This window comes from uncultured Streptococcus sp. (genome assembly GCF_963521865.1).
GTDB lineage: Bacteria > Bacillota > Bacilli > Lactobacillales > Streptococcaceae > Streptococcus.
This window is the reverse complement of record NZ_CAUQWY010000015.1, coordinates 1-24,449: the sequence shown is the minus strand read 5'-3', so window position 1 is coordinate 24,449 and position 24,449 is coordinate 1. Positions and strand designations below refer to the sequence as shown.

26 protein-coding genes are annotated in these 24,449 nt (G+C 39.4%); 20 read left to right on the top strand and 6 right to left on the bottom strand.

The annotated features are described in order from the left end of the window. Positions 1 to 4 precede the first annotated feature (4 nt). From RWO85_RS05545 to RWO85_RS05535, 3 genes are all read left to right on the top strand, one after another. A complete protein-coding gene (locus tag RWO85_RS05545; RefSeq protein WP_314414544.1) occupies positions 5 to 673 on the top strand; it encodes an excalibur calcium-binding domain-containing protein in 669 nt (222 codons plus the stop codon). Positions 674 to 784: 111 nt separating this feature from the next. After that, positions 785 to 1,744: an ROK family glucokinase gene (locus RWO85_RS05540; protein ID WP_033684051.1), complete on the top strand. Its 960-nt coding sequence runs from the start codon at positions 785 to 787 to the stop codon at positions 1,742 to 1,744. A gap of 97 nt (positions 1,745 to 1,841) precedes the next feature. Then, entirely contained in the window at positions 1,842 to 2,681 is an 840-nt protein-coding gene (locus RWO85_RS05535) for a thymidylate synthase (RefSeq protein ID WP_314414542.1), read from the top strand. A 50-nt stretch (positions 2,682 to 2,731) separates the two neighbouring features. On the opposite strand, the gene RWO85_RS05530 is transcribed toward RWO85_RS05535, so the two are convergent. Continuing rightward, complete coding sequence (locus tag RWO85_RS05530; protein ID WP_001051777.1) at positions 2,732 to 2,902, bottom strand: DUF3042 family protein; 171 nt, start codon at positions 2,900 to 2,902, stop codon at positions 2,732 to 2,734. Between the two features lie 120 nt (positions 2,903 to 3,022). On the opposite strand from RWO85_RS05530, the gene miaA reads away from it, so the two are divergent. From miaA to RWO85_RS05505, 5 genes are read left to right on the top strand one after another with little or no spacing between them, the layout of a single operon-like run. Continuing rightward, positions 3,023 to 3,907: a tRNA (adenosine(37)-N6)-dimethylallyltransferase MiaA gene (gene miaA, locus RWO85_RS05525; RefSeq protein WP_314414540.1), complete on the top strand. Its 885-nt coding sequence runs from the start codon at positions 3,023 to 3,025 to the stop codon at positions 3,905 to 3,907. Next, positions 3,900 to 5,138, top strand: a complete 1,239-nt coding sequence (hflX, locus tag RWO85_RS05520; protein WP_314414539.1) for a GTPase HflX — start codon at positions 3,900 to 3,902, stop codon at positions 5,136 to 5,138. The genes miaA and hflX overlap by 8 nt, the downstream gene beginning before the upstream one ends. Next, positions 5,131 to 5,754 (top strand): cystathionine beta-lyase, encoded by a 624-nt coding sequence (locus RWO85_RS05515; protein ID WP_313970845.1) that lies wholly within the window; start codon positions 5,131 to 5,133, stop codon positions 5,752 to 5,754. Before hflX ends, RWO85_RS05515 begins: the two co-directional genes overlap by 8 nt. A 14-nt stretch (positions 5,755 to 5,768) precedes the next feature. Next, positions 5,769 to 6,698, top strand: a complete 930-nt coding sequence (gene rnz, locus RWO85_RS05510) for a ribonuclease Z (RefSeq protein ID WP_313970846.1) — start codon at positions 5,769 to 5,771, stop codon at positions 6,696 to 6,698. 20 nt (positions 6,699 to 6,718) lie between these two features. Continuing rightward, entirely contained in the window at positions 6,719 to 7,474 is a 756-nt protein-coding gene (locus RWO85_RS05505) for an SDR family oxidoreductase (protein WP_313970847.1), read from the top strand. 38 nt (positions 7,475 to 7,512) lie between these two features. Here the strand turns inward: RWO85_RS05505 and RWO85_RS05500 are convergent, their stop codons facing one another. The 3 genes from RWO85_RS05500 to RWO85_RS05490 all read right to left on the bottom strand — a co-directional run bounded on the left by RWO85_RS05500 (position 7,513) and on the right by RWO85_RS05490 (position 9,502). Continuing rightward, on the bottom strand, positions 7,513 to 8,418 hold the full coding sequence (locus RWO85_RS05500) for a helix-turn-helix transcriptional regulator (protein ID WP_296172493.1): 906 nt from the start codon (positions 8,416 to 8,418) through the stop codon (positions 7,513 to 7,515). Positions 8,419 to 8,729: 311 nt separating this feature from the next. Beyond that, the gene (locus RWO85_RS05495; protein ID WP_314414537.1) at positions 8,730 to 8,942 is read right to left on the bottom strand and encodes a hypothetical protein; all 213 of its coding nucleotides are present in this window, start codon (positions 8,940 to 8,942) and stop codon (positions 8,730 to 8,732) included. Next, the gene (locus RWO85_RS05490; protein WP_000391900.1) at positions 8,939 to 9,502 is read right to left on the bottom strand and encodes a DUF3990 domain-containing protein; all 564 of its coding nucleotides are present in this window, start codon (positions 9,500 to 9,502) and stop codon (positions 8,939 to 8,941) included. Before RWO85_RS05490 ends, RWO85_RS05495 begins: the two co-directional genes overlap by 4 nt. Before the next feature lie 337 nt (positions 9,503 to 9,839). Between RWO85_RS05490 and RWO85_RS05485 the strand changes: the two genes are divergently transcribed. Genes RWO85_RS05485 through RWO85_RS05470 form a run of 3 tightly spaced genes read left to right on the top strand, consistent with a single transcriptional unit; the run spans position 9,840 to position 14,383 of the window. Further along, a complete protein-coding gene (locus tag RWO85_RS05485) occupies positions 9,840 to 12,716 on the top strand; it encodes an SEC10/PgrA surface exclusion domain-containing protein (protein WP_399553588.1) in 2,877 nt (958 codons plus the stop codon). Positions 12,717 to 12,740: 24 nt separating this feature from the next. Then, positions 12,741 to 13,715: a choline-binding protein C gene (locus tag RWO85_RS05475; RefSeq protein ID WP_314414535.1), complete on the top strand. Its 975-nt coding sequence runs from the start codon at positions 12,741 to 12,743 to the stop codon at positions 13,713 to 13,715. Between the two features lie 26 nt (positions 13,716 to 13,741). Further along, on the top strand, positions 13,742 to 14,383 hold the full coding sequence (locus tag RWO85_RS05470; protein ID WP_314414533.1) for a hypothetical protein: 642 nt from the start codon (positions 13,742 to 13,744) through the stop codon (positions 14,381 to 14,383). Positions 14,384 to 14,563: 180 nt separating this feature from the next. Here the strand turns inward: RWO85_RS05470 and RWO85_RS05465 are convergent, their stop codons facing one another. Then, a complete protein-coding gene (locus RWO85_RS05465) occupies positions 14,564 to 15,472 on the bottom strand; it encodes a LysR family transcriptional regulator (RefSeq protein WP_001222593.1) in 909 nt (302 codons plus the stop codon). A 533-nt stretch (positions 15,473 to 16,005) separates the two neighbouring features. Between RWO85_RS05465 and slmA the strand changes: the two genes are divergently transcribed. The 8 genes from slmA (at position 16,006) to RWO85_RS05425 (ending at position 22,109) form a co-directional block, all read left to right on the top strand. Continuing rightward, a complete protein-coding gene (gene slmA, locus RWO85_RS05460) occupies positions 16,006 to 16,146 on the top strand; it encodes a salivaricin M family lantibiotic (RefSeq protein ID WP_314414530.1) in 141 nt (46 codons plus the stop codon). A 29-nt stretch (positions 16,147 to 16,175) separates the two neighbouring features. After that, entirely contained in the window at positions 16,176 to 16,283 is a 108-nt protein-coding gene (locus RWO85_RS05455; RefSeq protein ID WP_004256158.1) for a QVPTGV class sortase B protein-sorting domain-containing protein, read from the top strand. A 131-nt stretch (positions 16,284 to 16,414) separates the two neighbouring features. Next, a complete protein-coding gene (locus RWO85_RS05450; RefSeq protein ID WP_314414571.1) occupies positions 16,415 to 17,149 on the top strand; it encodes an ABC transporter ATP-binding protein in 735 nt (244 codons plus the stop codon). Between the two features lie 12 nt (positions 17,150 to 17,161). Next, positions 17,162 to 19,177 (top strand): ABC transporter permease, encoded by a 2,016-nt coding sequence (locus RWO85_RS05445; RefSeq protein WP_314414528.1) that lies wholly within the window; start codon positions 17,162 to 17,164, stop codon positions 19,175 to 19,177. 926 nt (positions 19,178 to 20,103) lie between these two features. Further along, positions 20,104 to 20,832, top strand: coding sequence for an ATP-binding protein (locus RWO85_RS05440; RefSeq protein WP_314414527.1), 729 nt, complete (start codon positions 20,104 to 20,106; stop codon positions 20,830 to 20,832). Next, on the top strand, positions 20,813 to 21,409 hold the full coding sequence (locus RWO85_RS05435; protein ID WP_314414526.1) for a response regulator transcription factor: 597 nt from the start codon (positions 20,813 to 20,815) through the stop codon (positions 21,407 to 21,409). Before RWO85_RS05440 ends, RWO85_RS05435 begins: the two co-directional genes overlap by 20 nt. A gap of 86 nt (positions 21,410 to 21,495) precedes the next feature. Continuing rightward, positions 21,496 to 21,726, top strand: coding sequence for a YqgQ family protein (locus RWO85_RS05430; RefSeq protein ID WP_001808324.1), 231 nt, complete (start codon positions 21,496 to 21,498; stop codon positions 21,724 to 21,726). Continuing rightward, a complete protein-coding gene (locus RWO85_RS05425; RefSeq protein WP_314414525.1) occupies positions 21,726 to 22,109 on the top strand; it encodes a rhodanese-like domain-containing protein in 384 nt (127 codons plus the stop codon). The genes RWO85_RS05430 and RWO85_RS05425 overlap by 1 nt, the downstream gene beginning before the upstream one ends. Positions 22,110 to 22,142: 33 nt before the next feature. Here the strand turns inward: RWO85_RS05425 and RWO85_RS05420 are convergent, their stop codons facing one another. Continuing rightward, positions 22,143 to 22,868 (bottom strand): 16S rRNA pseudouridine(516) synthase, encoded by a 726-nt coding sequence (locus RWO85_RS05420; RefSeq protein WP_314414523.1) that lies wholly within the window; start codon positions 22,866 to 22,868, stop codon positions 22,143 to 22,145. Between the two features lie 161 nt (positions 22,869 to 23,029). On the opposite strand from RWO85_RS05420, the gene typA reads away from it, so the two are divergent. Continuing rightward, positions 23,030 to 24,449: translational GTPase TypA (gene typA / locus RWO85_RS05415; protein WP_314414521.1), on the top strand; the 1,420-nt coding region annotated here is incomplete at its 3' end.

The following is a 24,449-nucleotide window of genomic DNA, read 5'->3' as shown; positions in this document are numbered from 1 at the left end:
AAAAATGAGTCTGGCGACCTTGTCAGTTTTAGCCTTATTTTCACAACCTGTATTAGCAGAAGAAAATATTCATTTTTCTAGTTGTAAGGAAGCTCGGGCGAATGGATACGCGGATATTCATGAGGGAGAATCTGGTTATTCTGCCAAGTTAGACCGTGATCATGATGGTGTGGCGTGTGAATTGAAAAATGCTCCAAAAGGTGCTTTCAAAGCAAAACAATCAACGGCGGCTCAAACTGATACAAGTTCAGCAACAGCAAGTGGCTGGGTTAAGCAGGACGGTGCTTGGTACTACTTTGATGAAAATGGAAATCCAGTGAAAAATGCTTGGCAGGGAAGCTATTACCTGAAAGCTGATGGTAAAATGGCACAGAGCGAATGGATTTATGATTCTTCCTATCAAGCTTGGTATTATTTGAAATCAGATGGATCTTATGCAAAGAATGCATGGCAAGGAGCTTACTACCTTAAATCAAACGGTAAAATGGCACAAGGTGAATGGATTTATGACTCTTCTTACCAAGCCTGGTATTACTTGAAATCAGATGCTTCATACGCTCGCAATACATGGCAAGGCAATTACTATTTGAAATCAGATGGTAAAATGGCTAAAAATGAGAGAGTTGATGGAGGTCGTTACTATGTCGATGCTTCAGGTCTCTGGAAACCATAAGTCAGGATAAAATTCAGAAAGTTAATGCAAACCTTTGCATAAACGATTAGTTTTTGTTATACTATATCTGTAAGCATTTTCAGTTAATTCATAATGAAAAAGGAGAATATGATGAGTCAAAAGATTATTGGGATTGACCTTGGTGGAACTTCTATCAAATTTGCAATTTTGACAACAGCAGGAGAAATCCAAGAAAAATGGTCTATCAAGACCAACATTTTAGATGAGGGAAGTCATATCGTAGATGATATGATTGAGTCTATTCAACACCGTTTGGACTTGCTTGGATTGGCAGCAGCGGACTTCCAAGGTATTGGAATGGGTTCGCCAGGCGTGGTTGACCGTGAAAAAGGAACAGTTATTGGTGCCTACAACTTGAACTGGAAAACCCTTCAACCAATTAAAGAAAAGATTGAAAAAGCCTTGGGTATTCCATTCTTCATCGATAATGATGCCAACGTGGCAGCTCTTGGTGAACGTTGGATGGGTGCTGGTGATAACCAACCAGACGTCGTCTTTATGACACTTGGTACTGGTGTTGGTGGCGGTATTGTCGCAGAAGGCAAATTGCTTCACGGTGTTGCTGGTGCAGCAGGTGAGCTTGGCCATATCACTGTTGACTTTGACCAACCAATCGCATGTACTTGCGGTAAGAAAGGTTGCCTTGAGACAGTTGCTTCGGCAACAGGGATTGTCAATTTGACTCGTCGCTATGCTGATGAATACGAAGGCGATGCAGCCTTGAAACGCTTGATTGATAACGGAGAAGAAGTAACTGCTAAGACTGTCTTTGATCTGGCAAAAGAAGGAGACGACCTTGCTTTGATCGTTTACCGTAACTTCTCACGTTACTTGGGAATCGCTTGTGCTAACATTGGCTCAATCCTAAACCCATCAACAATCGTCATCGGTGGCGGTGTATCAGCTGCAGGAGAATTCCTTCTACAAGGTGTTCAAAAAGTCTATGACGAAAATAGCTTCCCACAAGTACGCACATCTACTAAATTGGCTCTTGCAACTCTAGGAAATGACGCTGGAGTCATCGGAGCAGCATCACTTGTATTGCAATAAAATAATAAAAGGGGGGAAAAGCTAACCTAGAGTTAGTAATGTTCCTCTTTTCTTTTTTATGCTATACTAGTTAGGACAATGAATGAGGTGAAACGAAATGACAAAAGCAGATACGATTTTTAAAGAGAATATTGAACGAATCCTCAAAGACGGTGTCTTTTCTGAGCAGGCACGTCCTAAGTACAAGGATGGAACTGTTGCTAACTCCAAGTACGTAACAGGTGTCTTTGCCGAGTATGACTTGGCTAAGGGAGAATTCCCCATCACAACCTTGCGTCCTATCGCTATCAAATCCGCCATCAAGGAAGTGCTCTGGATTTACCAAGACCAGTCTAATAGCTTAGAGGTGCTAAATAGCAAGTACAATGTTCACTACTGGAATGACTGGGAAGTGGGAGATACAGGAACAATCGGTGAGCGCTATGGTGCTGTTGTTAAGAAACACGATATCATTAACAAGCTTCTCAAGCAGTTGGAAGCCAACCCTTGGAACCGCCGCAATATTATTTCGCTTTGGGATTACCAAGCTTTCGAAGAAACAGATGGGTTGCTCCCGTGCGCCTTTCAGACCATGTTTGATGTCCGCCGTGTAGATGGAGAAATCTATCTGGATGCGACCTTGACCCAGCGTTCTAATGATATGCTGGTGGCTCATCACATCAATGCTATGCAGTATGTGGCTCTTCAAATGATGATTGCCAAGCATTTCGGCTGGAAGGTTGGGAAATTCTTCTACTTCATAAATAACCTCCATATCTATGATAATCAATTTGAACAAGCTCAGGAATTGCTCCGTCGTGAGCCGTCAAACTGCCAACCACGCTTGGTTTTAAATGTTCCTGATGGGACTAATTTCTTTGATATCAAAGCAGAAGATTTTGAGTTGGTGGATTATGACCCTGTTAAGCCACAGTTGAAGTTTGACCTAGCTATTTAAAAGAATAGAAAAAAGAAGTTGAGACAATGAATCCCAACTTCTTTTGTTTCTTAACGTGATACGCGGCGACGAGCTGCTTTTTTACGGTTTTCTTCGATGAAAGCTGCTTTTTGCTCTTCTGGTTCAATTACTTTCTTTTTAAATGCGTATACCGCGCCTGCAAGTGCAGCGACAGTTCCTGCGACACCTGTTACAAGACCTTTAGCGAATCCTTTAGCCATGAGTCTTCCTCCTTTATCTTCTTAATCAGCCAGCCCCCTCAAGAGGTCACATTTTTCTGACTGACCTTTTTGTGTTATAATAATAGTAACGAAAAAATGGGAATTTTTCAAGGAAAAAAGATGAAAACAAAAATAATTGTGATTGTTGGACCGACTGCTGTTGGAAAAACAGCCCTTGCTATTGAAGTTGCCAAGCGTTTTAATGGCGAAGTGGTTAGTGGAGATAGCCAGCAAGTCTATCGAGGACTTGATATTGGGACGGCCAAGGCTAGTCCAGAAGAGCAGGCAGCTGTTCCCCATCATTTAATCGATGTTAGAGAGGTAACCGAGTCTTACTCGGCTTTTGATTTTGTTTCAGAAGCTAAGATGGCTATTGAGGATATTCACAGTCGGGGTAAGCTAGCCATTATTGCTGGTGGGACTGGACTGTATATCCAGAGCTTGCTTGAAGGTTACCACCTAGGTGGGGAGACTCCCCATGAGGAGATTCTAGCTTATCGAGCTAGTTTGGAGCCATATTCAGATGAGGAATTAGCCCATTTGGTGGAGCAAGCAGGCCTTGAGATTCCCCAGTTTAATCGTCGTCGTGCTATGCGTGCCTTGGAAATAGCCCATTTTGGTCAGGATTTGGAAAATCAAGAGACCTTGTATGAACCATTGATTATCTGCTTGGATGATGAACGCAATCAATTATATGAACGTATCAATCATCGAGTGGATTTGATGTTTGAGGCTGGGCTTTTGGATGAGGCCAAGTGGCTTTTTGACCATTACCCTGATGTGCAGGCTGCTAAAGGGATTGGCTACAAGGAACTCTTTCCATATTTCCGTGGAGAGCAGACCTTGGAGGAAGCCAGTGAGAGTCTCAAACAGGCTACTCGTCGTTTTGCCAAGCGTCAGTTGACTTGGTTCCGTAATCGCATGCAGGTGACCTTTTATCAGATTGGAGAAGCTGGTGTAAAAGACCGCATTTTAAGCCAGATAGAGGAGTTTTTAGATGATTGATACGGAAAAAAAAGAGGAGCGAGTCCTGCTCATAGGTGTGGAATTGCAGGGTATGGACAATTTTGACCTCTCCATGGAAGAGTTGGGCAGTCTAGCCAAGACAGCTGGGGCAGTCGTAGTCGATAGCTACAGACAAAAGCGTGAAAAGTATGATTCTAAGACCTTTGTCGGCTCTGGTAAGTTGGAAGAAATTGCGCTTATGGTGGATGCAGAAGAAATCACAACTGTCATTGTCAATAACCGTTTAACTCCACGGCAAAATGTCAATCTAGAGGAAGTTCTGGGTGTTAAGGTCATTGACCGTATGCAGTTGATTTTGGATATCTTTGCAATGCGGGCTCGAAGTCATGAAGGGAAACTCCAAGTCCACCTAGCCCAGCTAAAATATCTCTTGCCTCGCTTGGTTGGTCAGGGAATTATGCTCAGCCGTCAGGCAGGGGGAATTGGTTCCCGTGGACCTGGTGAAAGCCAGCTGGAGCTGAACCGTCGTAGCGTTCGCAATCAAATCACGGATATCGAGCGCCAGCTCAAGGTGGTTGAGAAAAATCGGGCGACTGTCAGAGAAAAACGTTTGGAGTCAAGCACCTTTAAGATTGGTTTGATTGGTTATACCAATGCTGGGAAGTCAACTATCATGAACACCTTGACCAGTAAGACTCAGTATGAGGCTGACGAGCTATTTGCGACTCTAGATGCGACGACTAAGAGTATCCATCTGGGAGGCAATCTCCAAGTAACTTTGACAGATACAGTTGGCTTTATCCAAGATTTGCCGACAGAGTTGGTATCCAGTTTCAAGTCAACCTTGGAAGAAAGTAAGCATGTTGATCTTCTGGTTCATGTTATCGATGCCAGCAATCCTTACCACGAAGAGCATGAAAAAACAGTTCTGTCCATCATGAAAGACCTGGATATGGAAGATATTCCTCGCCTGACCCTGTATAATAAAGCGGATTTGGTGGAAGATTTCACGCCTACCCAAACGCCTTATGCCCTCATTTCTGCCAAGTCTGAGGATAGTCGTGAGAATTTGCAGGCTTTGTTTTTAGAGAAAATCAAGAATATTTTTGAATCTTTTACCCTGCGCGTGCCTTTTTCAAAGTCTTACAAGATTCATGATTTAGAAAGTGTTGCGATTCTTGAAGAACGTGATTATCAGGAAGACGGCGAAGTCATTACAGGCTACATTTCCGAGAAAAATAAATGGAGGTTAGACGAATTTTATGACTGATATCAAAACCTTAGCTCTAAAATATGGGGGCTATACAAGTCTGGATAAGGTCTATCTGGATCAACTTCTAGCTGGTAGAACAGAGCAAGAGCAGTTGGCACTGATCACTCCTCCGCCTAGCGTGGTCAATGCCTACTTTGCTGAACTCTACCAGAAAAAGAGTCCTGAGGCTGCGACGGATTATTTTGCGGAACTCAGTCAGGAACTGAATCTTTACAATACTGAGCCAAGTTTCACCCTAGAAAATAAGCCCTTTGTTCGGCTTAATCTGTCTGGTAAATCCTTTGGTTTCTGCTATGAGAGTGAGGGTCTTGGTCGAATTTTCTCTGAAAATGAGGAGAAGATTTCAGATGACTTGCTCTTTGAAATTGCGCAAATTTTTCCCCATCAACTAGTCTTTGAAGAGTCTGGTAAGATTTACATGAAGGCTGTCGGAGATGAGGAAGTTGTTAGTGTGGAGAGTCTCACAGCTTTGACTGATTTGGAAAGCTTGGCTGATGGTCGCAAGCGTCTTAAAGGCTACAGCCAAGAGGAGTTATTACAAGAAGCTACTGCTTTTTCTGGCAAGCGCTATTTCCGATCGGAAAACCGCACAGCCATGTTATATATTGATTAATTAGAAAGTATCGAATGGATATTCAATTTTTAGGAACGGGGGCTGGTCAGCCCTCTAAAGCCCGCAACGTTTCAAGTCTTGCCCTGAAACTCTTGGACGAGATTAACGAAGTCTGGCTCTTTGACTGTGGAGAAGGTACGCAAAATCGCATTCTGGAAACCACAATTCGACCACGTAAGGTCAGCAAAATCTTTATCACCCATCTGCATGGAGACCACATTTTTGGCCTGCCAGGTTTCCTTTCTAGCCGTGCTTTTCAGGCCAATGAAGAGCAGACAGATTTGGACATCTACGGACCTCAAGGGATCAAGTCTTTTGTCTTAACCAGTCTACGTGTGTCAGGTTCTCGTCTGCCTTATCGCATTCATTTTCATGAGTTTGACCAAGATTCTCTAGGAAAAATCCTTGAGACTGATAAATTCACGGTGTATGCAGAAGAGCTGGACCACACTATTTTCTGTGTTGGTTATCGTGTCATACAAAAGGACCTAGAAGGAACGCTGGATGCTGAAAAACTCAAGGCTGCTGGTGTCCCATTTGGCCCACTTTTTGGAAAAATTAAAAACGGTCAGGACGTTATTCTTGAAGACGGTACTGAAATCAAGGCAGCAGACTATATCTCAGCTCCCCGTCCGGGTAAGATTATCACCATTCTGGGTGACACCCGCAAAACTAGTGCTAGTGTGCGTCTGGCTGTCAATGCTGATGTCCTGGTTCATGAATCGACTTATGGCAAGGGCGATGAAATAATTGCTCGTAATCATGGTCACTCTACTAACATGCAAGCTGCACAAGTAGCGGTAGAAGCAGGTGCTAAACGCCTCTTACTCAACCACATCAGTGCTCGTTTTCTCTCAAAAGATATCAGCAAACTCAAGAAAGACGCTGCTAGTGTCTTTGAAAACGTCCATGTGGTCAAAGACTTGGAAGAGGTGGAAATCTAAAAGATTGAGAAAGGATAAGTATGCCTACTATTCTTATTACAGGAGCTAGCGGTGGTCTAGCCCAAGAAATGGTCAAACTTTTACCAGAAGACCAGCTCATCTTGCTTGGTCGAGATAAGGAAAAATTAGCTCAACTCTACGGAAATCATCCCCATGCAGAATTAATTGAAATCGACATTACCGATGATTCAGCCCTAGAAACTCTGGTAGCAGACCTCTATCTCCGCTATGGCAAGATTGATGTCTTGATTAACAACGCTGGTTACGGGATTTTTGAGGAATTTGACCAGATTTCCGACCAAGACATTCACCAGATGTTTGAGGTCAATGCCTTTGCTCTGATGAATCTGTCTCGTCGCCTTGCGGCTCGAATGAAGGAAAGTCGAAAAGGCCATATCATCAATATTGTTAGCATGGCAGGTTTGATTGCTACTGGTAAGTCTAGTCTCTACTCTGCTACCAAGTTTGCGGCCATTGGTTTTTCAAATGCTCTGCGTCTCGAACTTATGCCCTATGGAGTCCATGTGACAACAGTCAATCCAGGACCAATCCGCACAGGATTTTTTGACCAAGCTGACCCAGATGGAACCTATCTCAAGTCGGTTGATCGCTTTCTCTTAGAACCAGATGCAGTAGCTAAAAAGATTGTCAAGATTATAGGAAAAAACAAACGAGAACTTAATCTACCAATATTGTTGAACCTAGCCCATAAGTTTTATAGTATTTTTCCCAAGCTAGCTGATAAGCTGGCAGGGGAGACTTTTAATTATAAATAAAAAAGTTGTTCCTAAAATGGAGCAACTTTTTTTGACGATTAGAATAAATCAATTCCAGTCTTATTTAATGCGTGGCAGTGATAGGTGAAGGCGTTAATAAAATTAGAGTAGTATTGCTGATCAATAAATTTTGCACTTTGAAGATAATTAAATAGATTTTTGGCTAGGGGAATAGCCTCGGGTTTATTCCATCTAAATTGATTGTAAATATGTTCAACTTCTAGAAACATGAGGGGAATAGCTAGATAGCCTCGTTCGAAGGTCTGAAGTGATTTAATTTTTTTAATAATATCGTCAGCCTTTTGATAGTAACCCAGTTCAGAGAAGTATTTTGCGGAGAAAGTGAGAGCATTTAAAATGCGGATGTAGGTGTCAGTATTGGCACTTTCTTTGTACATAAGTAGTAATTGTTTGGTCATATGATCAATAAGTTCCATCGGACAATGATTGACAATGACGCGATAAATTTCAAGTTCGATACTATTAAAGACATCAGATTTCATTAAATGATTGATAATGTTTTGAATTCTGGCAACAGTTTCAGGACTTTTTGATATGGTTGGATAATGTCTTAATTTAATAGATTTGAAAATCATCTCTGCTTGAAGTGGATTGTCTTTTAGGTAGACATCAAATAATTTTTCGTATTCTTCAATATAAGTGAGGATATCTTCTTCATGGACCACATGCTTACCAAATTCTATAGCTGGTAATTCTAAGCAGTCTCCACCTTTATTTGCATAGGCAAGAACAAAATCATTCCATTCAACTCCGATAACGATTAACAGTTTGGCAAAGTTTTCAAGTGAAATTCCTTTATCTCCTTTTTCAAATTGACTAAGGAACTGTGGCGATACGATATCTGAAGCGGCTTCCTTTAGGCTGAGGCCTCGTGCTTCGCGCAGGTACTTAAATGTAGCTCCAAATGGATATAGGTTTTCCATAAATAGTCTCCTTACATACTTCTAAGACTATTATACAAAAATTTAGAGAAAAAAATGGAGAAAGAAAACTATAGTTACAAAATATTAGAATTCTGTGCTATTTTTTGTTTTTATGAACAAGATTGAAACTATAGTTTAAATGATGAAAAAATAGATAGGTAATGTACAATCAGTTCTGTAAACACAAAAAGGAATAAATTCCTTATAGTAGAGTTAACACCTCTTACTATAAGAGATTTATTCCTAATGTGGTCATGAATAGTTTTTGAGAATAGTAAAAAAGAGTTGATGAACCAAACTCAAATTACTTATTAATGCACTGAGTAACGCTGGGCAATATCTACGATATTATCAGCTATAAGGTCTGCGGTTAAATGAGAACCTCCATTATCTAACTCTTCAAACCAGTTTTCCAATACGACATTTGTAACAGGAGAAACAGTATCAGGAGCAATATGATAATTATTCCTTAAAAACTGTTCTACTTCAGCTCTGAGAGTTTGTTTTTCATTTGACAAAATCATATCGTTTCCTCCTTAACTAGGGTTAGTTTATCTGCAATTTTTTGACTACATATACACAATTGCGTATCATCCTGATATTTTCCCAAAAGAATTTTAGCAGTTTGTTCTAAGGTATTCAATCCTTGGAAATAATTATCTAACGTTTCTTTCAATCGTGTAACTTGACCATCAAGAACTGGACCAAATACTGCTGAAAAATGATGAATATTATTTCCAGACTTAGCATCTAACTCCAATCTATTTTTATAAACAAACTGAAAGTATTCTTTGTCAATTTCAAAAATTTTAGTTTCAGAATTATCAAGTTCTTGAAATTGATAACTTAGAACAACCGATTTTACATTCGGATTAAAAGGAATTTCATCTTTTGTTTTCCGCTGAGCCCATTTAATTGCTTGGCTGAGCTTAGATGTCACATAAAATCCTATACCAAAATCACAGTTACGTTTACTATGATAAACATCTATTCCATCTTTTAAAGAAGCAACTTGAGTAGATGTTGTTCCGTGATACCAAATTTTTGTACTGCTAAACTCCTTATTAAAGTTTAACTCTTCCATAAAATAATTATAGCATTTTTCTAGGATTTACGCACCTACTACCTGTTTCAATTCTAGTTTAGATAAGTCAACTACTTTAAAATCCTTCTAAAACTATTATACAAAATTTTAGAGAAAAAAAGGAGAAAGAAAACTATAGTTACAAAATATTAGAATTCTATGCTATTCTTTGTTTTTATGAACAAGATTGAAACTATAGTTTAAATGACGAAAAATTTAGATATCTATTATGGTATGATAGGGAAGGGATGGGAGATAAAGTGAGCTTGTTATACTAGTATAACAAGGATTGACTTACCACTCAATCCTAATCTATCAGCCATCAAAGGAGAAAATGATGAAGAAACTGAAAACCCTCACAACTTCAACAGCTATTGCGCTTGCGTCTGTTGGTGTGCCTGCATTTGCTCAGGAAGCAACTACTACAACAGCAGTTGACACTACTGCTGTCAATGAACCAGCTCTTGTTTCAAAACCTGTAGCTGATGCAAAACCAGAAGTGAAGAAATCTTCTGATGTCAAGCCTGCTCTTGATGCTCAAGAATCTACTGTTAAACAAGTTGAAGCTGAGAGCCAAACAGCAACCGCTGAAGCTACTTCTGCTAACAAAGTTGTCACAACTACTGAAACTGCTTTGACAAGCGCTAAAGAGAACTTGAAGTCAGCGGAAGCTGTTAAAGCCAATGCTACAGAAGAAAATATCACTGCTACAAAAGCTAAACAAGATGCTAATGTAAAAGCTCAAGAAGCCAATCAAACAGCAACTGAAGCGTCTACTGAAGCGATTAAAGCTCAAACTGAAACTGTAGCAAGTGAAACAGCTAACCTTGCAAGCGCAACAAGTAAGAAAGCTGAAGCGGATAAAACAGTAACCGCTAAAGAAGCGAATGTAAAATCAGCTGAAGACGCGCTAAATGGTTCAGGACTTGGTGAAGCTAAAGCCTCACTTGCCCAAGCTGAAAAAGATATTGAACAAGCAAATACGAATATCTCAAGCGCAACAAAAGCTGTCGAAACTGCTAAGAAAGCAGATAGCAACCGCGCAGATGCCATCAAACAAGCTGAGAACAATGTGAATGTCAAAAATGACGCATTGAAATTAGCTAAAGAAATGATGGACGCCGACCAAAATAAAGTTGATTCTATCCAAGAAAAAGCAGATGCTACAGCGTCTAAAGAAAAAGAAGCTCAAACTGCCTTGGATGTGGAAAAAGCTCGCTCTGGTGAAGCTGTCATTCATATGGGAAATCCAGTTCACCATTTAACAGATGAAGAAAAAGCTTACTATGGTCTTGATAAAAACGATATTACATTTAAAGATGCTTCAAGCTATTATATCCGTAATCGTTATAAAAATAAAGGTAAAGCTGATGAACTAATGTTGACAATGGGAGCAAAAATGCATAACGCTCTCACAGTTGACTTCAATAAAAACGATGCGAATCGCAAAGTTGATATTGACCATTTAACAGATGCCCAAATTATTGAAATTAGTGATTTTTATGCTAAATTGATCCATGCTTTACAAGACAACATGGGATACCCAGAAACATATAAATCTGCAACATACGTTGCTCAAGATACTCTTGACTACAGTAAACAAAGAGCTAAAGGTTATGAAGCTCGTGGAACTGACCCTGCTGTAGCTGGTCACCTTAAAGATAACATTGGGAATGAAAATCTAGCCACTGTTCATGGTAATAGTGCAACAACAATGCTTGATTTGAAATATGCTGTGTTAGATGCTTTTAAAAGATATTCATTCCTTGATGACGAATCAAATTGGGGACACGCAGCTAACAACCTAACTGGTGGTGGTATTGCTATGACAGTCGCAAACATCAACGGCAGACGTTGGTTTGTCAACTCATTTGGTAGCAAAGATACCAAAGGTACATACAAAATCAACCTTAACCAAGACCTTGCCCAACTTGAAGCAAAACTAGCTGAAGCACAAAAACAAAACAGTCAAGCTCAAACAGCTCTTGCAAACGCTAAAGCAGAATTGGCAACAGCTTCACGCAAATATGCTTCTGCACTTGAAGCTAAAACAGACGCTGAAAAAGAATTGGCAAGCAAAACAGCTAGTCCACTTCAAACAGAAGTTGCTGAAAAGAACTTGCAATTGGCAAACCTTGCTTTGAAAAATGCACAAGAACGTAAAGCAACTGCTGAAAAAGCTGTTGAAAACTTCTCAAGAAGCCAAGCAGAAAAACAAACTGCTCTTGAAACAGCTAAAGACGAACTAGCTACAGCCAAAACTGCTCAAAAAGATGCTGAAACTGCACTTACAACTGCGCAAGCAAAATTGCAAGCAGAAGAAAACAAGTTGACTGCTCTTCAAACTGAACAAGCGAAGCTCCATGCAGAAAAAGACCAATTGGTATCAGATGCTAAAGCAATTGCAACAGAATTGAGTGCTTATCTAAACGCAGACAAAAATCTTGCAGATGCGCAAGCAAAAGTAGCTGATTTAGAAGCAAAATTGACTCAAGCAAAATCTGCTGCAAAATTGGCACAAGATAAATTGGACGCAGTTACAGCTAAATTGAAAGCTGAACAAGCTAAATTAGTTGAAATCCAAAAAGAGTTTGATAAGTTGGTTAAGGCTGAAAGAAAGGACTATTACAATTTATCAGATTGGTATCTGGAGTATCTTGCAGGGAAACAAGCGGATAAGAAAACAGATACAAAACTCAAGAAAGTAGAAGACTCAAAAGCTTCACAAGCTGGTAACTGGATTGAGTCAGCTGGTCGCTGGTGGTACAAACATGCTGACGGTTCATATACAACCAACGGTTGGGAACAAATTAAGGGTACATGGTACTACTTTGACCACGCAGGTTGGATGCAAACTGGCTGGGTCAAAACTGGTGGCACATGGTATTACTTGAATGAAACAGGTTCACTGGCTACAGGCTGGGTCAAGACTGGTGGCACATGGTATTACTTGAATGAAACAGGTTCACTGGCTACAGGTTGGGTTAAAGATAATGGCTCATGGTACTATTTGAATAACTCAGGTTCACTGGCTACAGGCTGGGTTAAAGAAAATGGCTCATGGTATTATCTTGACCAGTCAGGTGCTATGAAAACAGGCTGGTTTACAGTTTCTGGTAAATGGTACTACGCCTACAGTTCAGGAGCTCTAGCAGTAAACACCACTACACCAGATGGTTATATGGTCAATGCCAACGGTGAGTGGGTAGGATAAGGATGAGAAAAGGAATTTGAAATCATGAAAAATAAAAAAATATTAGTTAGTTCTTTATTAGCAGGTTCGTTGTTATCAGTAGGTCTTATGACTTCTAAACCAATGGAGGTTCATGCCTTAACAGATATGAGTGTCAAGGATACTCAAAATCCTTTGAAAATCACCTTGATACCGACAGCGGGAGGTTCTACATCAGCTACTCTTTTAGTTGACCTACAAAGAAGTTCCAACGTTAATGATAGCACTTCTCTTTATTTTGATATAGTTAATGAGAGTACTGGAACTTTGACTGAATCGCATTATTTTGGTAAATTTGATGGTAAGAATAGATTACAGTCGGGTATTAATTTACTTCTAGTAGAGGATGGCAATTATTATTTAGATATATATAGTGTAGATGATTTTGGAAAACGTTATTTTGGACGTTCAGAAATTTTTAGAATATCAGATAAGGAATATTATCCTATTAAGAAGGTAGAGACACCAAAAGCTACTGGAACTCAAAAACAAACTACTAACTCTAACTCAGGTCAAACTGGCTGGTCAGGTTCTTCTTACTATAAAGCTGGTGTTAAAGTCGTCAATCAATGGATTTTTGATATTCAGTACAATTCATACTTCTACCTAAATGCTTCAGGTAACTTTGTTCAGAATGCTTGGTCAGGTAACTACTATCTCAAGTCAGGTGGCTACATGGCTAAGAGCGAGTGGATTTATGACAATAACTATAAATCATACTATTACTTGACAGCAGAGGGTAGCTATGCACGTAATGCCTGGGCTGGAAGTTACTACCTTAAATCAGATGGTAAAATGGCTAAGAGTGAGTGGATCTATGATAGCAGCTACCAATCTTACTATTACCTAACATCAGAAGGCAGCTATGCTCGTAACACATGGGTAGGTGACTACTATCTCAAGTCAAATGGTAAGATGGCAGTTAGCGAACGTACCCCAGATGGCTACCAAGTAGATGGCTTAGGTAAGTGGGTAAAATAAGGAAAAAAGAAAAGGAAAATGAAAAAATGGGATTATTTACAGACTCACTAAAAGTTAGTTCTGGTTTAACACTAGGACATGCAGCAACAAAAATAGGTATCCAAAAAACATTGTCAGCAGCTGAGGAGAGAGCAGCTACAAAGTTTAAAAATTATCAAGCTAGATTTTTTGACCCAATTGTACGTGAAGATTTGTGTCATTTAGAAGTCGATGGTCATTTAAGAGCTAAACACTACCCTTTCCCTGAGAAAGCTAGTGGAATAAATATTTCCGTATTACAAAAGGATGTTCAATATTTAACAAAGGAATTTAATGGTGAGAAACTAGTGAACTTTATTAAAAGACATCCATTATTTACAGCTTTTATCGTCTTGTTATTAAGTGTTCCAATCGGTTTATCAGATATTGGTTCGGTATTAGGATTTTCAGCGTTTGTTTTTGTAGTTAGGTTGATATTTGCACGACCTAAAAAATTTCAAAGATTATTGATAGAAGACGTTAAACAATACTGGAAAATTAGGGAGTATATAAGACATGCTTTAGAAGTGGGAGAATTGACACCACAAGCAAGTTTGAAAAAATTATTAAAAGCTAGATTAGTGCAACGTTTCCCAGATACTATCGAAGAAATTGAAGCACATGCATTTAATTACAGACACGGATTGTAAAAACTAAAAAACCTCGAGAACTAGGGTTGAAAACTGGTTCTTGAGGTTTTTAGGTTATTCGATTTAGAGTGATTCTCATACTCAATGAAAATCAAAGAGCAAACTAGGAAGCTAGCCGCAGGCTGTACTTGAGTACGGTAAGGCGACGCTGACGTGGTTTGAAGAGATTTTCGAAGAGTATCAACTATCAAACTGGACTTCTTCTAGGAGATAGTCGATAAAGCGTTCGCCCATCTTGGATAGGCTGGTTTTTTCATGCTGGATATAGACTAGCTCAATAGAGTCGTCAATATCCAATGGGATAGAAACGATATTGTCTCCGTTGAGGTTGCTGTTCAAAATCCCTGTCGCAATGGTGTAACCATCCAAACCAATCAAGAGATTAAAAAGGGTAGCACGGTCACTGACCACGATGGATTTTTTATGATGCTCTTGGGAAAGAATCTCTTCTGAGAAGTAGAAGGAATTGTGCGTCCCTTGGTCATAGCTGAGGTAAGGGAAGTTTTCCAAATCAGACAGTTTCACCTTGTCTTTCTTTGCCAGAGGGTTGGTCTTGCTGACAAAGATATGGGGTTGGGCTGTGAAAAGATGGTGAGCCAGTAGGTGGTTGTCATCCAGCATTTTGGTTAAAACATCACGGTTGTAGCTGTTCAAAAATAGGACACCGACCTCACTACGGAAGTTCTTGACGTCGTCGATAATCTCCCAAGTCCGAGTTTCACGAAGGAAGAGCTCGTATTTCTCCATATCACTTTTCTTGAGCAGAGAGACAAATGCATTGACCACAAAGGCATAGTGTTGAGACGAAACGCTAAAGAGTTCGCGGTGGGCGACAGGATTTTTATAACGTTCTTCCAGAAGCTGGGTCTGCTCGACAACCTGACGGGCATAAGAGAGAAACTCCATCCCATCACGGGTCAAGGTGATGCCCTTGGGATTGCGGATAAAGATTTCAATGCCCATTTCATTTTCCAAATCTCTCACTGCATTGGAAAGACTTGGCTGAGTGATGAAGAGTTGCTTGGCTGCCTCATTCATAGAGCCAGTTTCGACGATTTTGATAATATAATGTAATTGTTGAATTCTCATGTTTTTATTGTACCACACTTGCGTCAGAATCGCCAAAGAAGATAGGAAAATCAGGGGGAGTGTGTGGGTCTCTGTAAAGTAGTTAAGAAGAAATTTCTAAACCATTTAGTAAATAAGATTAAAAATTTTACTCGAAAATAAGAAATTTGCACGATTTACTCATTACTTATCCAATACTAGAGTTTATACTAGTTACTGTAAAGATGATCATCTAAAAGAAGGAAGCAACCTTATGGCTAAAAATACAAGTCGTCCAGAGATTGATTCTCTAAGTTTCGAGGTTGAAAACCAAGAACTTTTCGGGAAATTACAAGCTAGTGGTACACAGCTTTTAAAATGACACTAGCAGACCGCTGTGGATTGTGTTTCACCTGTTTCTATGAGTGTACGACAAATAATGTTCTCTGTTAGATAAAACAAAAGGAAAATTCTAGTGTTTTATTACAAAACATTGACAACATTTTGATTTGGTGTTATATTTACGGGAGAAATACAAATAAAACAAGACAACTTTGAGATTGATTCTTTGGATTATGGAAATTAATAGCCAAGAATTAGATGGTAAATCCGCTGCTGTGTGGCGTACGGATGTTAGATTAACAGCACAGGGGCGCTGTGGTTGGTGGTTTACATATTCTTATGAATGCATTTCGCCAAACGTGCGCTGTGGATAAAACTCTCTATTTTTTGACAGGAGGATAAAATGGAAGGAATTATTGGAACACTAGAATTCTATGCACCTGTACTGGTCTTAGGAGTTGTTGTCATAGGGATTGTTTACTTTATGAAAAAAAGAAACGATCGCAAATAATCAACATCGACCGATACCTGAAAAAGGCATCGGTTTTTTTATAACTTGAATATATTGCACAAAATACTCATGGCAAACCTTGAAAGAAACCGTATAATGAGAGCGTAATAAAGAAACGGAGGAATGAAATGATGAAACAGCTTATCGTGACAGGATTAACGAAAACATTTGGTCAAGGGGATAATATCGTTCATGCATTATTAGATGTGAACTTGTCCGTTGAAAAAGGTGAATTTCTGGCAATTATGGGGGCTAGTGGTAGTGGAAAAACAACACTTCTCAACTGTATTTCAACGATTGATAAACCAACATCAGGTGAGATTCGATTTGAAGATTTTGACATCATCCATGCCAAGGAAAATGAACTAGCTGACTATCGTGCTAAAAACATTTCCTATATTTTCCAAGCCTACAACCTGGTGGAAACCTTGACGGTCTATGAAAATATCGTTCTACCTCTTCAAATTCAGGGGAAAAATATCAAAAAACATCAGGATAAGATTGAGGAAATTTTGGATAAGTTGGATATCCAAAACTTAAAAGATAAGTTTCCTAATCAGTTATCAGGTGGTCAGCGACAACGTGTGGCAACTGCTAGAGCCTTGATTGATGATTCTAAACTGATTATCGCAGATGAGCCGACAGGAGCCTTGGACTCTGCCAATTCTGAAAAACTGATGGCGCTTTTGCAGGAAATCAATAAAAGTTTTGGTATTACCATTTTACTGGTTACGCATGACCCTGCCGCAGCCAAGTACTCTTCACGGATGGTGCTACTTAGCGATGGAAAGATTATGGATGATTTGGAACGTAACAGCTTATCTAATGAACAGTATTTGCAAGAGATTTACAGCCGTACCAGATAGGAGGGGGAGAGTATGTATCCAAAATTGATTTTACGAAATGTATTTCGAAATTTACAGACCTATACCATCTATTTTTTCAGTCTGACCTTGATTTATAGCTTGCTCTACGCTTTTAATGCTTTACCAAGCCATCCAGTGATGCAAAGTTTATCAGGAGCAAAGGAAATGTTGACGACGGTGATGAGTCAGTACATGGGCTTGCTTTCCTATCTGATTCTATCGGCGATTGCCTTTCTCGTCGTTTATTCCACAAACTTTGTCCTGGGACGGCGTAAGAAAGAGCTGGGACTTTATGCAACGCTGGGAATGAAGAAGAAGCAGATTATCCGTACCCTGTTCTTTGAAACCATGCTGGTCAATATCTTTTCCTTGATTCTAGGTTTCTTGCTTGGAGTGATCTTACTGGTCATTCTAGCTAAGATTGCATCTGAGTTTTTTATGGCCAATTACTTTGGTAGTCTGTTTTTCTTTGATAGCAAGTCTGTAATCTTACTAGTTTATTCCTATTTGGTAACCAGTCTTATTGTTGGTGTCATGGACATTCTTACCTTTAGAAAGCAAAATATCATTGCACTCATTCAAGAAAATGGGGTCAAGAAATCTGTCTTGGAAAAAGGCAAGCCAGTTCTTCAAGCACTTCTCTTTATTCTTTCGACAGCTGTTATTGGTTTTGGTGCTCTCTATTTTTCAGACTATCACCATCTATCACTCTTGAAAAGTTGGGGTATCTTGCTGGTATCTGTCTTCGTGATTTTTGTGATTTTATTTTACAATACCTTGAGCCATTTTATCTTGGTTTCCCTTAGAAAACTGCCTCAAACCTACTATAACAAACTAAACAGTTTTAAAATTCGTCAATTTTCAAAACAAGCTGATAGTAATTCGGTCACGTTGGCAGTCTTATCCTTGACCTTGACACTGGCTCTCAGCTTACTCGTTTTTAGTGGTAGTGCCTATACGACTATGAACCGAGAGCTGAACAAATACTCACCTTATGATGTAACTGTCAATCTCTACCGTGGTAAAGAGTTTCAATTTTCTCAGGAATCTGTCAAAGACAGATTGAAAGCCGATGGCTTTGACTTTAACCTCATCAAAGAGGAGTACAGCTGCCCTATCTATTCTAGTGATGTAACTTATAAAGATTTGATTGATACTAGCAATCTCTGGGAGCATGATAAGAAACTTCCTGAATCAAAAGTACCGATTTTAGGAATTTCTGCCTACAATCATCTCCGCAAACTGCAAGGGAAAAAAGCGGTTGACTTGGCAGAAGACCAATTTCTAGTCAATGCCAATTATAAAGGAACTGCCAAGCAGATTCAGGACTTTCTATCAACGACAAAAACCCTCATGATTAACGGTCATTCTCTCAACCTTGCCTCTTCAAAGCCACTTGAAACAGTTTACTTTTTATCTTCAGTAACTACAAATGACTCAGGAACCTTGATTGTACCAGATACGGTAGTGGTTGGATTGACGGAAGACCACACGACCTATGTTGCCAATTTCAAAGAAAACATTGACAAACGGGAAGTAGAAACATTCTTGAGTCAGTGGATTGAAAAATACTACTTCACTCGTGATGGAGCAGAGTTGAATTCGTTCACCTATCAAACGAAAGGAAGTATTTTTGAGGTTTACCTTGGATTTATGGGCGTCATTGTCTTTGTCATGATTTTTGTCAGTGTTATTTTTATCATTATTTCCCTCAGTATCTTGTCCCTTCAAACTTCTACAAGTGCTTTGGATAGTGTCAATGATTATCAAATCTTATACCTTCTTGGGAATAAGAGGAAGCAAAATCGCTCTATTCTTTTGCAACAGATTCTAAGTTATTTCTTGGTTCCGCTGGTCATCGCAGGTCCACTAGCATTTGCCTTGAGTACTGCTCTTTTGGGCTATTTTGAGAATTTCGCTAATACCAGCATTTCTATTGATATCACCTATCTGGGAGTAGCGGTCTTACTATTTGTCCTTTACCTGCTAGTGACTTACAGAGTAAGTTGGCAAATTATTGAAAATTAAGTCAAATACCAGAGTTGCCTATCCGACAATTCTGGTATTGTGTTATAATGATATTAAAGTAGTTCAGGAAGTGGATACATATGAAACAGTTTGTCAAATCGCTCTCGAAAAACTCACTTTTATTGTGGTGGTTGACGATTTTTAATCATCTAGCTTTAATGATTTATATTTATTATAGGATTCCTCTGGACTTTTCGACAGATTTTTCCTTGCAGATGGTTTTATTGCTGATTATTGCTTTAATTGCATTTAGTTATATTTGTAATATTGTGACCTTTCGGTATAGTGAGTTGAAACTTTGGTTGCTCCTGATGATATTTCTCATTAGCTGGCAATCCATATTTAATCAAGGAGTTGCGAGCACCCTATTGCACTTTTTTGATATTCTTCATCCGCTCAACTCTTTTTTATTGGTGTATAGTTCTCTGTCTATTATCTTTCTGGGAGAGAAAATAGGAGAAGAACTGTTGAGTGTGTCTTTTGTGTTGACACTAATCACCATTAGTTCGTATCTGTTAAGTCCTTCAATTTTTCTATTTCTGTCTTTGTTTGCGTCTTTCTTTTTAAACCTTGTTCCCTTGATTTTACTGATTTTATATCATAAAGAGTTGAAAAGTAAACTCAAGTATCAGAGACGAAATTTGTGGATATTAGCTTTAATATTGCCTCTTTCTTATTTCTTTTTGTATATCAATACGAGGGGCTCAGGAGTGATGAACCTAGTCTGGTATCTTGAGATTATTGGAATACTTGCTTTTTTGCATCTCAAAACAATTATTAACTCTCTTCAGAAAAAGGTAGTAGAGTTGAAGTTGTCCTATATAAAAGCTTTTTCACGCTTGTTTTTACTGGTTATGTTTTTGTTAGTAGGCATTTTCATCATCTTTCATTTAGACTTAAACACGAGCTTTTTGGTATTGAATATCATGTTACTATTGTTCGGGATTTGTTCGGAAGAATTGATTCGCCTTTTTCGTTCTGCTGAAATGCTAGATGCTAGGGATTATGTAAAAGTTCTCTTTTTAAAGCGTAACCGTATGGTGAAAAGTCTGCTGGCAAATGAAGACACAGAACAACAGTTCTCCGAATTTCTTCACAATGAAATCCTGCAAAATGTGATGGCAATAAAAAATTTCAATAAATATAGTAGCAATCAAGCTTTTGGTGAACAGATCAATCTGGTGACAGAGGAGTTGGTTCAGCGGATTCGCGAGCGGATGGATTATTATCAGCCAATGGTAGAAACAGACGAGCAGTTAGACATCCAGTATCAAGGGCTGATTAATCGGATTGTCAAGCGCTATCACGCAGAAAATGAAGTCGTCACACAGTTTCCTGCCCACTTTAGACTTTTACCTCCTTACGATAAAATTGCCTATCGTCTGGTTGAGGAGTTGGCGACCAATGCCGTTAAGTACGCTAGTGGTGGAAGGATTTTTTTGAAGATTGATGTGCATGATGACGCTATTTTTATCATTTCTGAAAATAACTGCCTTCAAACAGAAAAATCCTTAGGTTATGGCTTGAAAAATATGTCTCATAAAATTAGTGTTTTAGGTGGTCAAATGCAGATTTTTGAAAATAATAAGAGATTTCGTGTAGAAATTACTCTCCCGATTGATAAGGAGTTGTGTTATGAAAATTTTGTTAATTGATGATCATAAATTATTTAGCCAAAGTATCAAGATGATTTTAGAGTTATCGGAAAACATTAAAAAGGTCCAGTTAGTGGATGATTTTTCGACTATTTCGGAGATTGCTTTTAATGACTATGACATTATTTTGATTGATATCAACCTGACGAGTCTGTATCAAGATGATGGGCTGACCTTGGCACAAGAGATTATCGACAATGGTTGTTCTAGTAAGGTTGTGATTTTGACAGGTTACAGTAAAAAAATGTATGAACACCGAGCTAAAGCTATGGGAGCTTATGGCTTTCTAGATAAAAGTATGGATCCAGATGAGTTAGTGAAAAAACTGGAAAAGATTTATCTAGGAGGTAAGGTCTTTTCAGATGAAGTGATGGTAGAGGTGCTAACACCACGAGAAATCGAGATACTAGAACTGGTTAGAAATGGCTTGACTATTGATGATGTCTGTGACAAGGTCTATGTGAGTAAACGTACAGTTTCTAATCACTTGACCAATATCTTTTCAAAATTAGGAGTGGCTAACAGGCAGGAGGCGATTCACATCGCTGAGCAGTTGGGATATTTCCCACCAGATTAAAAAGTTGCAGAAGATGCAGCTTTTTTAATTTCTGTGCTACTTCTTGTGTAAGTCTCTTCTTGAAAAAAACACAAAAATTTGCTAGAATGAGTCTTATGAAAACATTCTATGATGTGCAGCAATTCCTCAAACGATTTGGTATTATTGTTTACATGGGAAAACGCTTATATGATATTGAACTGATGAAGCTGGAACTCTCTCGGATTTACGATGCAGGGTTGATGGACAAATTAGACTATCTAGAAGCAGAAGCGGTTCTTCGCAGAGAGCACAAGGTAGAATTGGATTATATTGAGAAAAATGGAGAAAAGAACTAATGGTTACTTGGATTTTGTGGGCACTTATACTAGCAATGTTGGCATGGATGGGCTTTAATTATCTGCGTATTCGACGTGCGGCTAAAATCGTAGACAATGAGGAGTTTGAAGCCTTGATTCGTACGGGTCAATTGATTGATTTGCGCGACCCCGCTGAATTCCACAGAAAACATATCCTTGGAGCTCGCAATATTCCTTCAAGTCAGTTGAAGACTAGTCTTGTAGCTCTTCGTAAGGATAAACCAGTCCTTCTTTACGAAAACCAACGTGCGCAACGTGTGACAAATGCAGCCCTTTACTTGAAAAAACAAGGTTTTTCTGAGATTTATATCCTTTCTTATGGTTTGGATTCTTGGAAAGGGAAAATCAAAGTTGAGAAATAAGAAAATGAGCTTGGATGTTTCCGAGCTCATTTTTTAACCACTTTTTCTGAGAAAGACACGAATGCTTGCTAATTCTTGGGAGTTGAGGGGGCGATAGTCTCCCTCTTGAAGATTGTCATCCAAACTCCAAGGGCCAAAATGGGTACGTTTGAGGGAGGTGACCTTGACACCAACCGAGAGGAACATTTTCTTGACTTGATGAAATTTTCCCTCTGAAATGGTGATAGAGGCTTGGCTGAGGGAAGGACTAGCGGATAGAATCTCTAGCCTAGCAGGTTTACAGATAGTGCCATCTAAAAAGACAATTCCTTTTTGAAAGGTTTGGATATGGGCAGGTGTCAGGAGGCCATTAACCTCAACTTGATAAGTCTTATCGACATGATATTGGGGATGGAGGAGCTGAAAGCCCAAGGGACCGTTATCGGTCACGAGGAGGAGACCAGTCGTATCTCGGTCCAGTCGACCGACGGCATAGAGCTTGTCAGACTGGATGTCAGGTGACAGCAGGTCCATGACGGTTGGAAGTTTCCTATCTTTATTGGCTGTAACGACACCAGCAGATTTATGAAGCATAAGGTAGGTGTGCTCATAGCCTTGAATGATTCGGTCCTGAAAAAGGAGTTCTTGTAGTCCTGTATCGATATTTTGGGCTAGGGAGCGGGCTGGGCAACCATCGACTAGAATTTCTCCTTTAAGTAAGGCTTGCTTCATGGCCTTTCGACTGATTTTTTCTTGGGCTAATAAATTATCTAAACGCATACTGTGCCTATCTTATCATAAGTTGTTTGCTTTGAAAAGACTTGACGTGAAAAGAAAAGCAGAGTGAAAACATTTACACTTGCTTGAGTTATGTTATTTACTTGAAAATATGGTATAATCGTTCAGTTAGAAAATAAATTTTGAATACTATAGAGGAAATCATGACAAAATTAAGAGAAGATATCCGTAACATTGCGATTATCGCCCACGTTGACCACGGTAAAACAACCCTCGTTGACGAATTGTTGAAACAATCAGAAACGCTTGATGCACGTACTGAATTGGCTGAGCGTGCTATGGACTCAAACGATATCGAAAAAGAGCGTGGAATTACCATCCTTGCTAAAAATACAGCCGTTGCCTACAACGGAACTCGTATTAACATCATGGACACACCAGGACACGCGGACTTCGGTGGAGAAGTTGAGCGTATCATGAAAATGGTTGACGGTGTTGTCTTGGTCGTAGATGCTTACGAAGGAACAATGCCACAGACTCGTTTCGTATTGAAAAAAGCCTTGGAACAAGACCTTGTTCCAATCGTGGTTGTTAACAAAATCGATAAACCATCAGCTCGTCCAGCAGAAGTAGTGGACGAAGTATTGGAACTTTTCATCGAGCTTGGTGCAGATGACGACCAGCTTGATTTCCCAGTGGTTTATGCTTCAGCAATCAACGGAACTTCTTCATTATCAGATGATCCAGCTGACCAAGAAGCTACTATGGCACCAATCTTTGACACAATTATCGATCATATCCCAGCTCCAGTAGATAACTCAGATGAGCCTTTGCAGTTCCAAGTGTCACTTTTGGACTACAACGACTTCGTTGGACGTATCGGTATCGGTCGTGTCTTCCGTGGTACTGTTAAGGTTGGGGACCAAGTTACCCTTTCTAAACTTGATGGCACAACTAAAAACTTCCGTGTTACAAAACTCTTCGGTTTCTTTGGTTTGGAACGTCGTGAAATCCAAGAAGCTAAAGCGGGTGACTTAATTGCTGTTTCAGGTATGGAAGACATCTTTGTCGGTGAAACTATTACTCCGACAGACGCAATTGAAGCTCTTCCAATCCTACACATCGATGAGCCAACTCTTCAAATGACTTTCTTGGTTAACAACTCACCATTTGCTGGTAAAGAAGGTAAATGGGTGACTTCTCGTAAGGTGGAAGAACGTTTGCAGGCAGAATTGCAAACAGACGTTTCCCTTCGTGTTGACCCAACTGATTCACCAGATAAATGGACTGTTTCAGGACGTGGAGAATTGCACTTGTCAATCCTTATCGAAACAATGCGTCGTGAGGGATATGAACTTCAAGTATCTCGTCCAGAGGTTATCGTAAAAGAAATCGACGGTGTTAAATGTGAACCATTTGAACGTGTTCAAATCGACACTCCAGAAGAATACCAAGGATCTGTTATCCAAAGCCTTTCTGAACGTAAGGGTGAAATGTTGGATATGATTTCAACTGGTAATGGTCAAACTCGTTTGGTCTTCCTTGTTCCAGCGCGTGGTTTGATTGGATACTCAACTGAGTTCTTGTCAATGACTCGTGGTTACGGTATCATGAACCATACCT

Coding starts and splice junctions, on each gene's coding strand:
- RWO85_RS05545 (WP_314414544.1), top strand. CDS start 5: ATGAGTCTGGCGACCTTGTCAGTTTTAGCCTTATTTTCACAACCTGTA.
- RWO85_RS05540 (WP_033684051.1), top strand. CDS start 785: ATGAGTCAAAAGATTATTGGGATTGACCTTGGTGGAACTTCTATCAAA.
- RWO85_RS05535 (WP_314414542.1), top strand. CDS start 1,842: ATGACAAAAGCAGATACGATTTTTAAAGAGAATATTGAACGAATCCTC.
- RWO85_RS05530 (WP_001051777.1), bottom strand. CDS start 2,902: ATGGCTAAAGGATTCGCTAAAGGTCTTGTAACAGGTGTCGCAGGAACT.
- miaA (WP_314414540.1), top strand. CDS start 3,023: ATGAAAACAAAAATAATTGTGATTGTTGGACCGACTGCTGTTGGAAAA.
- hflX (WP_314414539.1), top strand. CDS start 3,900: ATGATTGATACGGAAAAAAAAGAGGAGCGAGTCCTGCTCATAGGTGTG.
- RWO85_RS05515 (WP_313970845.1), top strand. CDS start 5,131: ATGACTGATATCAAAACCTTAGCTCTAAAATATGGGGGCTATACAAGT.
- rnz (WP_313970846.1), top strand. CDS start 5,769: ATGGATATTCAATTTTTAGGAACGGGGGCTGGTCAGCCCTCTAAAGCC.
- RWO85_RS05505 (WP_313970847.1), top strand. CDS start 6,719: ATGCCTACTATTCTTATTACAGGAGCTAGCGGTGGTCTAGCCCAAGAA.
- RWO85_RS05500 (WP_296172493.1), bottom strand. CDS start 8,418: ATGGAAAACCTATATCCATTTGGAGCTACATTTAAGTACCTGCGCGAA.
- RWO85_RS05495 (WP_314414537.1), bottom strand. CDS start 8,942: ATGATTTTGTCAAATGAAAAACAAACTCTCAGAGCTGAAGTAGAACAG.
- RWO85_RS05490 (WP_000391900.1), bottom strand. CDS start 9,502: ATGGAAGAGTTAAACTTTAATAAGGAGTTTAGCAGTACAAAAATTTGG.
- RWO85_RS05485 (WP_399553588.1), top strand. CDS start 9,840: ATGAAGAAACTGAAAACCCTCACAACTTCAACAGCTATTGCGCTTGCG.
- RWO85_RS05475 (WP_314414535.1), top strand. CDS start 12,741: ATGAAAAATAAAAAAATATTAGTTAGTTCTTTATTAGCAGGTTCGTTG.
- RWO85_RS05470 (WP_314414533.1), top strand. CDS start 13,742: ATGGGATTATTTACAGACTCACTAAAAGTTAGTTCTGGTTTAACACTA.
- RWO85_RS05465 (WP_001222593.1), bottom strand. CDS start 15,472: ATGAGAATTCAACAATTACATTATATTATCAAAATCGTCGAAACTGGC.
- slmA (WP_314414530.1), top strand. CDS start 16,006: ATGGAAATTAATAGCCAAGAATTAGATGGTAAATCCGCTGCTGTGTGG.
- RWO85_RS05455 (WP_004256158.1), top strand. CDS start 16,176: ATGGAAGGAATTATTGGAACACTAGAATTCTATGCACCTGTACTGGTC.
- RWO85_RS05450 (WP_314414571.1), top strand. CDS start 16,415: ATGAAACAGCTTATCGTGACAGGATTAACGAAAACATTTGGTCAAGGG.
- RWO85_RS05445 (WP_314414528.1), top strand. CDS start 17,162: ATGTATCCAAAATTGATTTTACGAAATGTATTTCGAAATTTACAGACC.
- RWO85_RS05440 (WP_314414527.1), top strand. CDS start 20,104: ATGTTACTATTGTTCGGGATTTGTTCGGAAGAATTGATTCGCCTTTTT.
- RWO85_RS05435 (WP_314414526.1), top strand. CDS start 20,813: ATGAAAATTTTGTTAATTGATGATCATAAATTATTTAGCCAAAGTATC.
- RWO85_RS05430 (WP_001808324.1), top strand. CDS start 21,496: ATGAGTCTTATGAAAACATTCTATGATGTGCAGCAATTCCTCAAACGA.
- RWO85_RS05425 (WP_314414525.1), top strand. CDS start 21,726: ATGGTTACTTGGATTTTGTGGGCACTTATACTAGCAATGTTGGCATGG.
- RWO85_RS05420 (WP_314414523.1), bottom strand. CDS start 22,868: ATGCGTTTAGATAATTTATTAGCCCAAGAAAAAATCAGTCGAAAGGCC.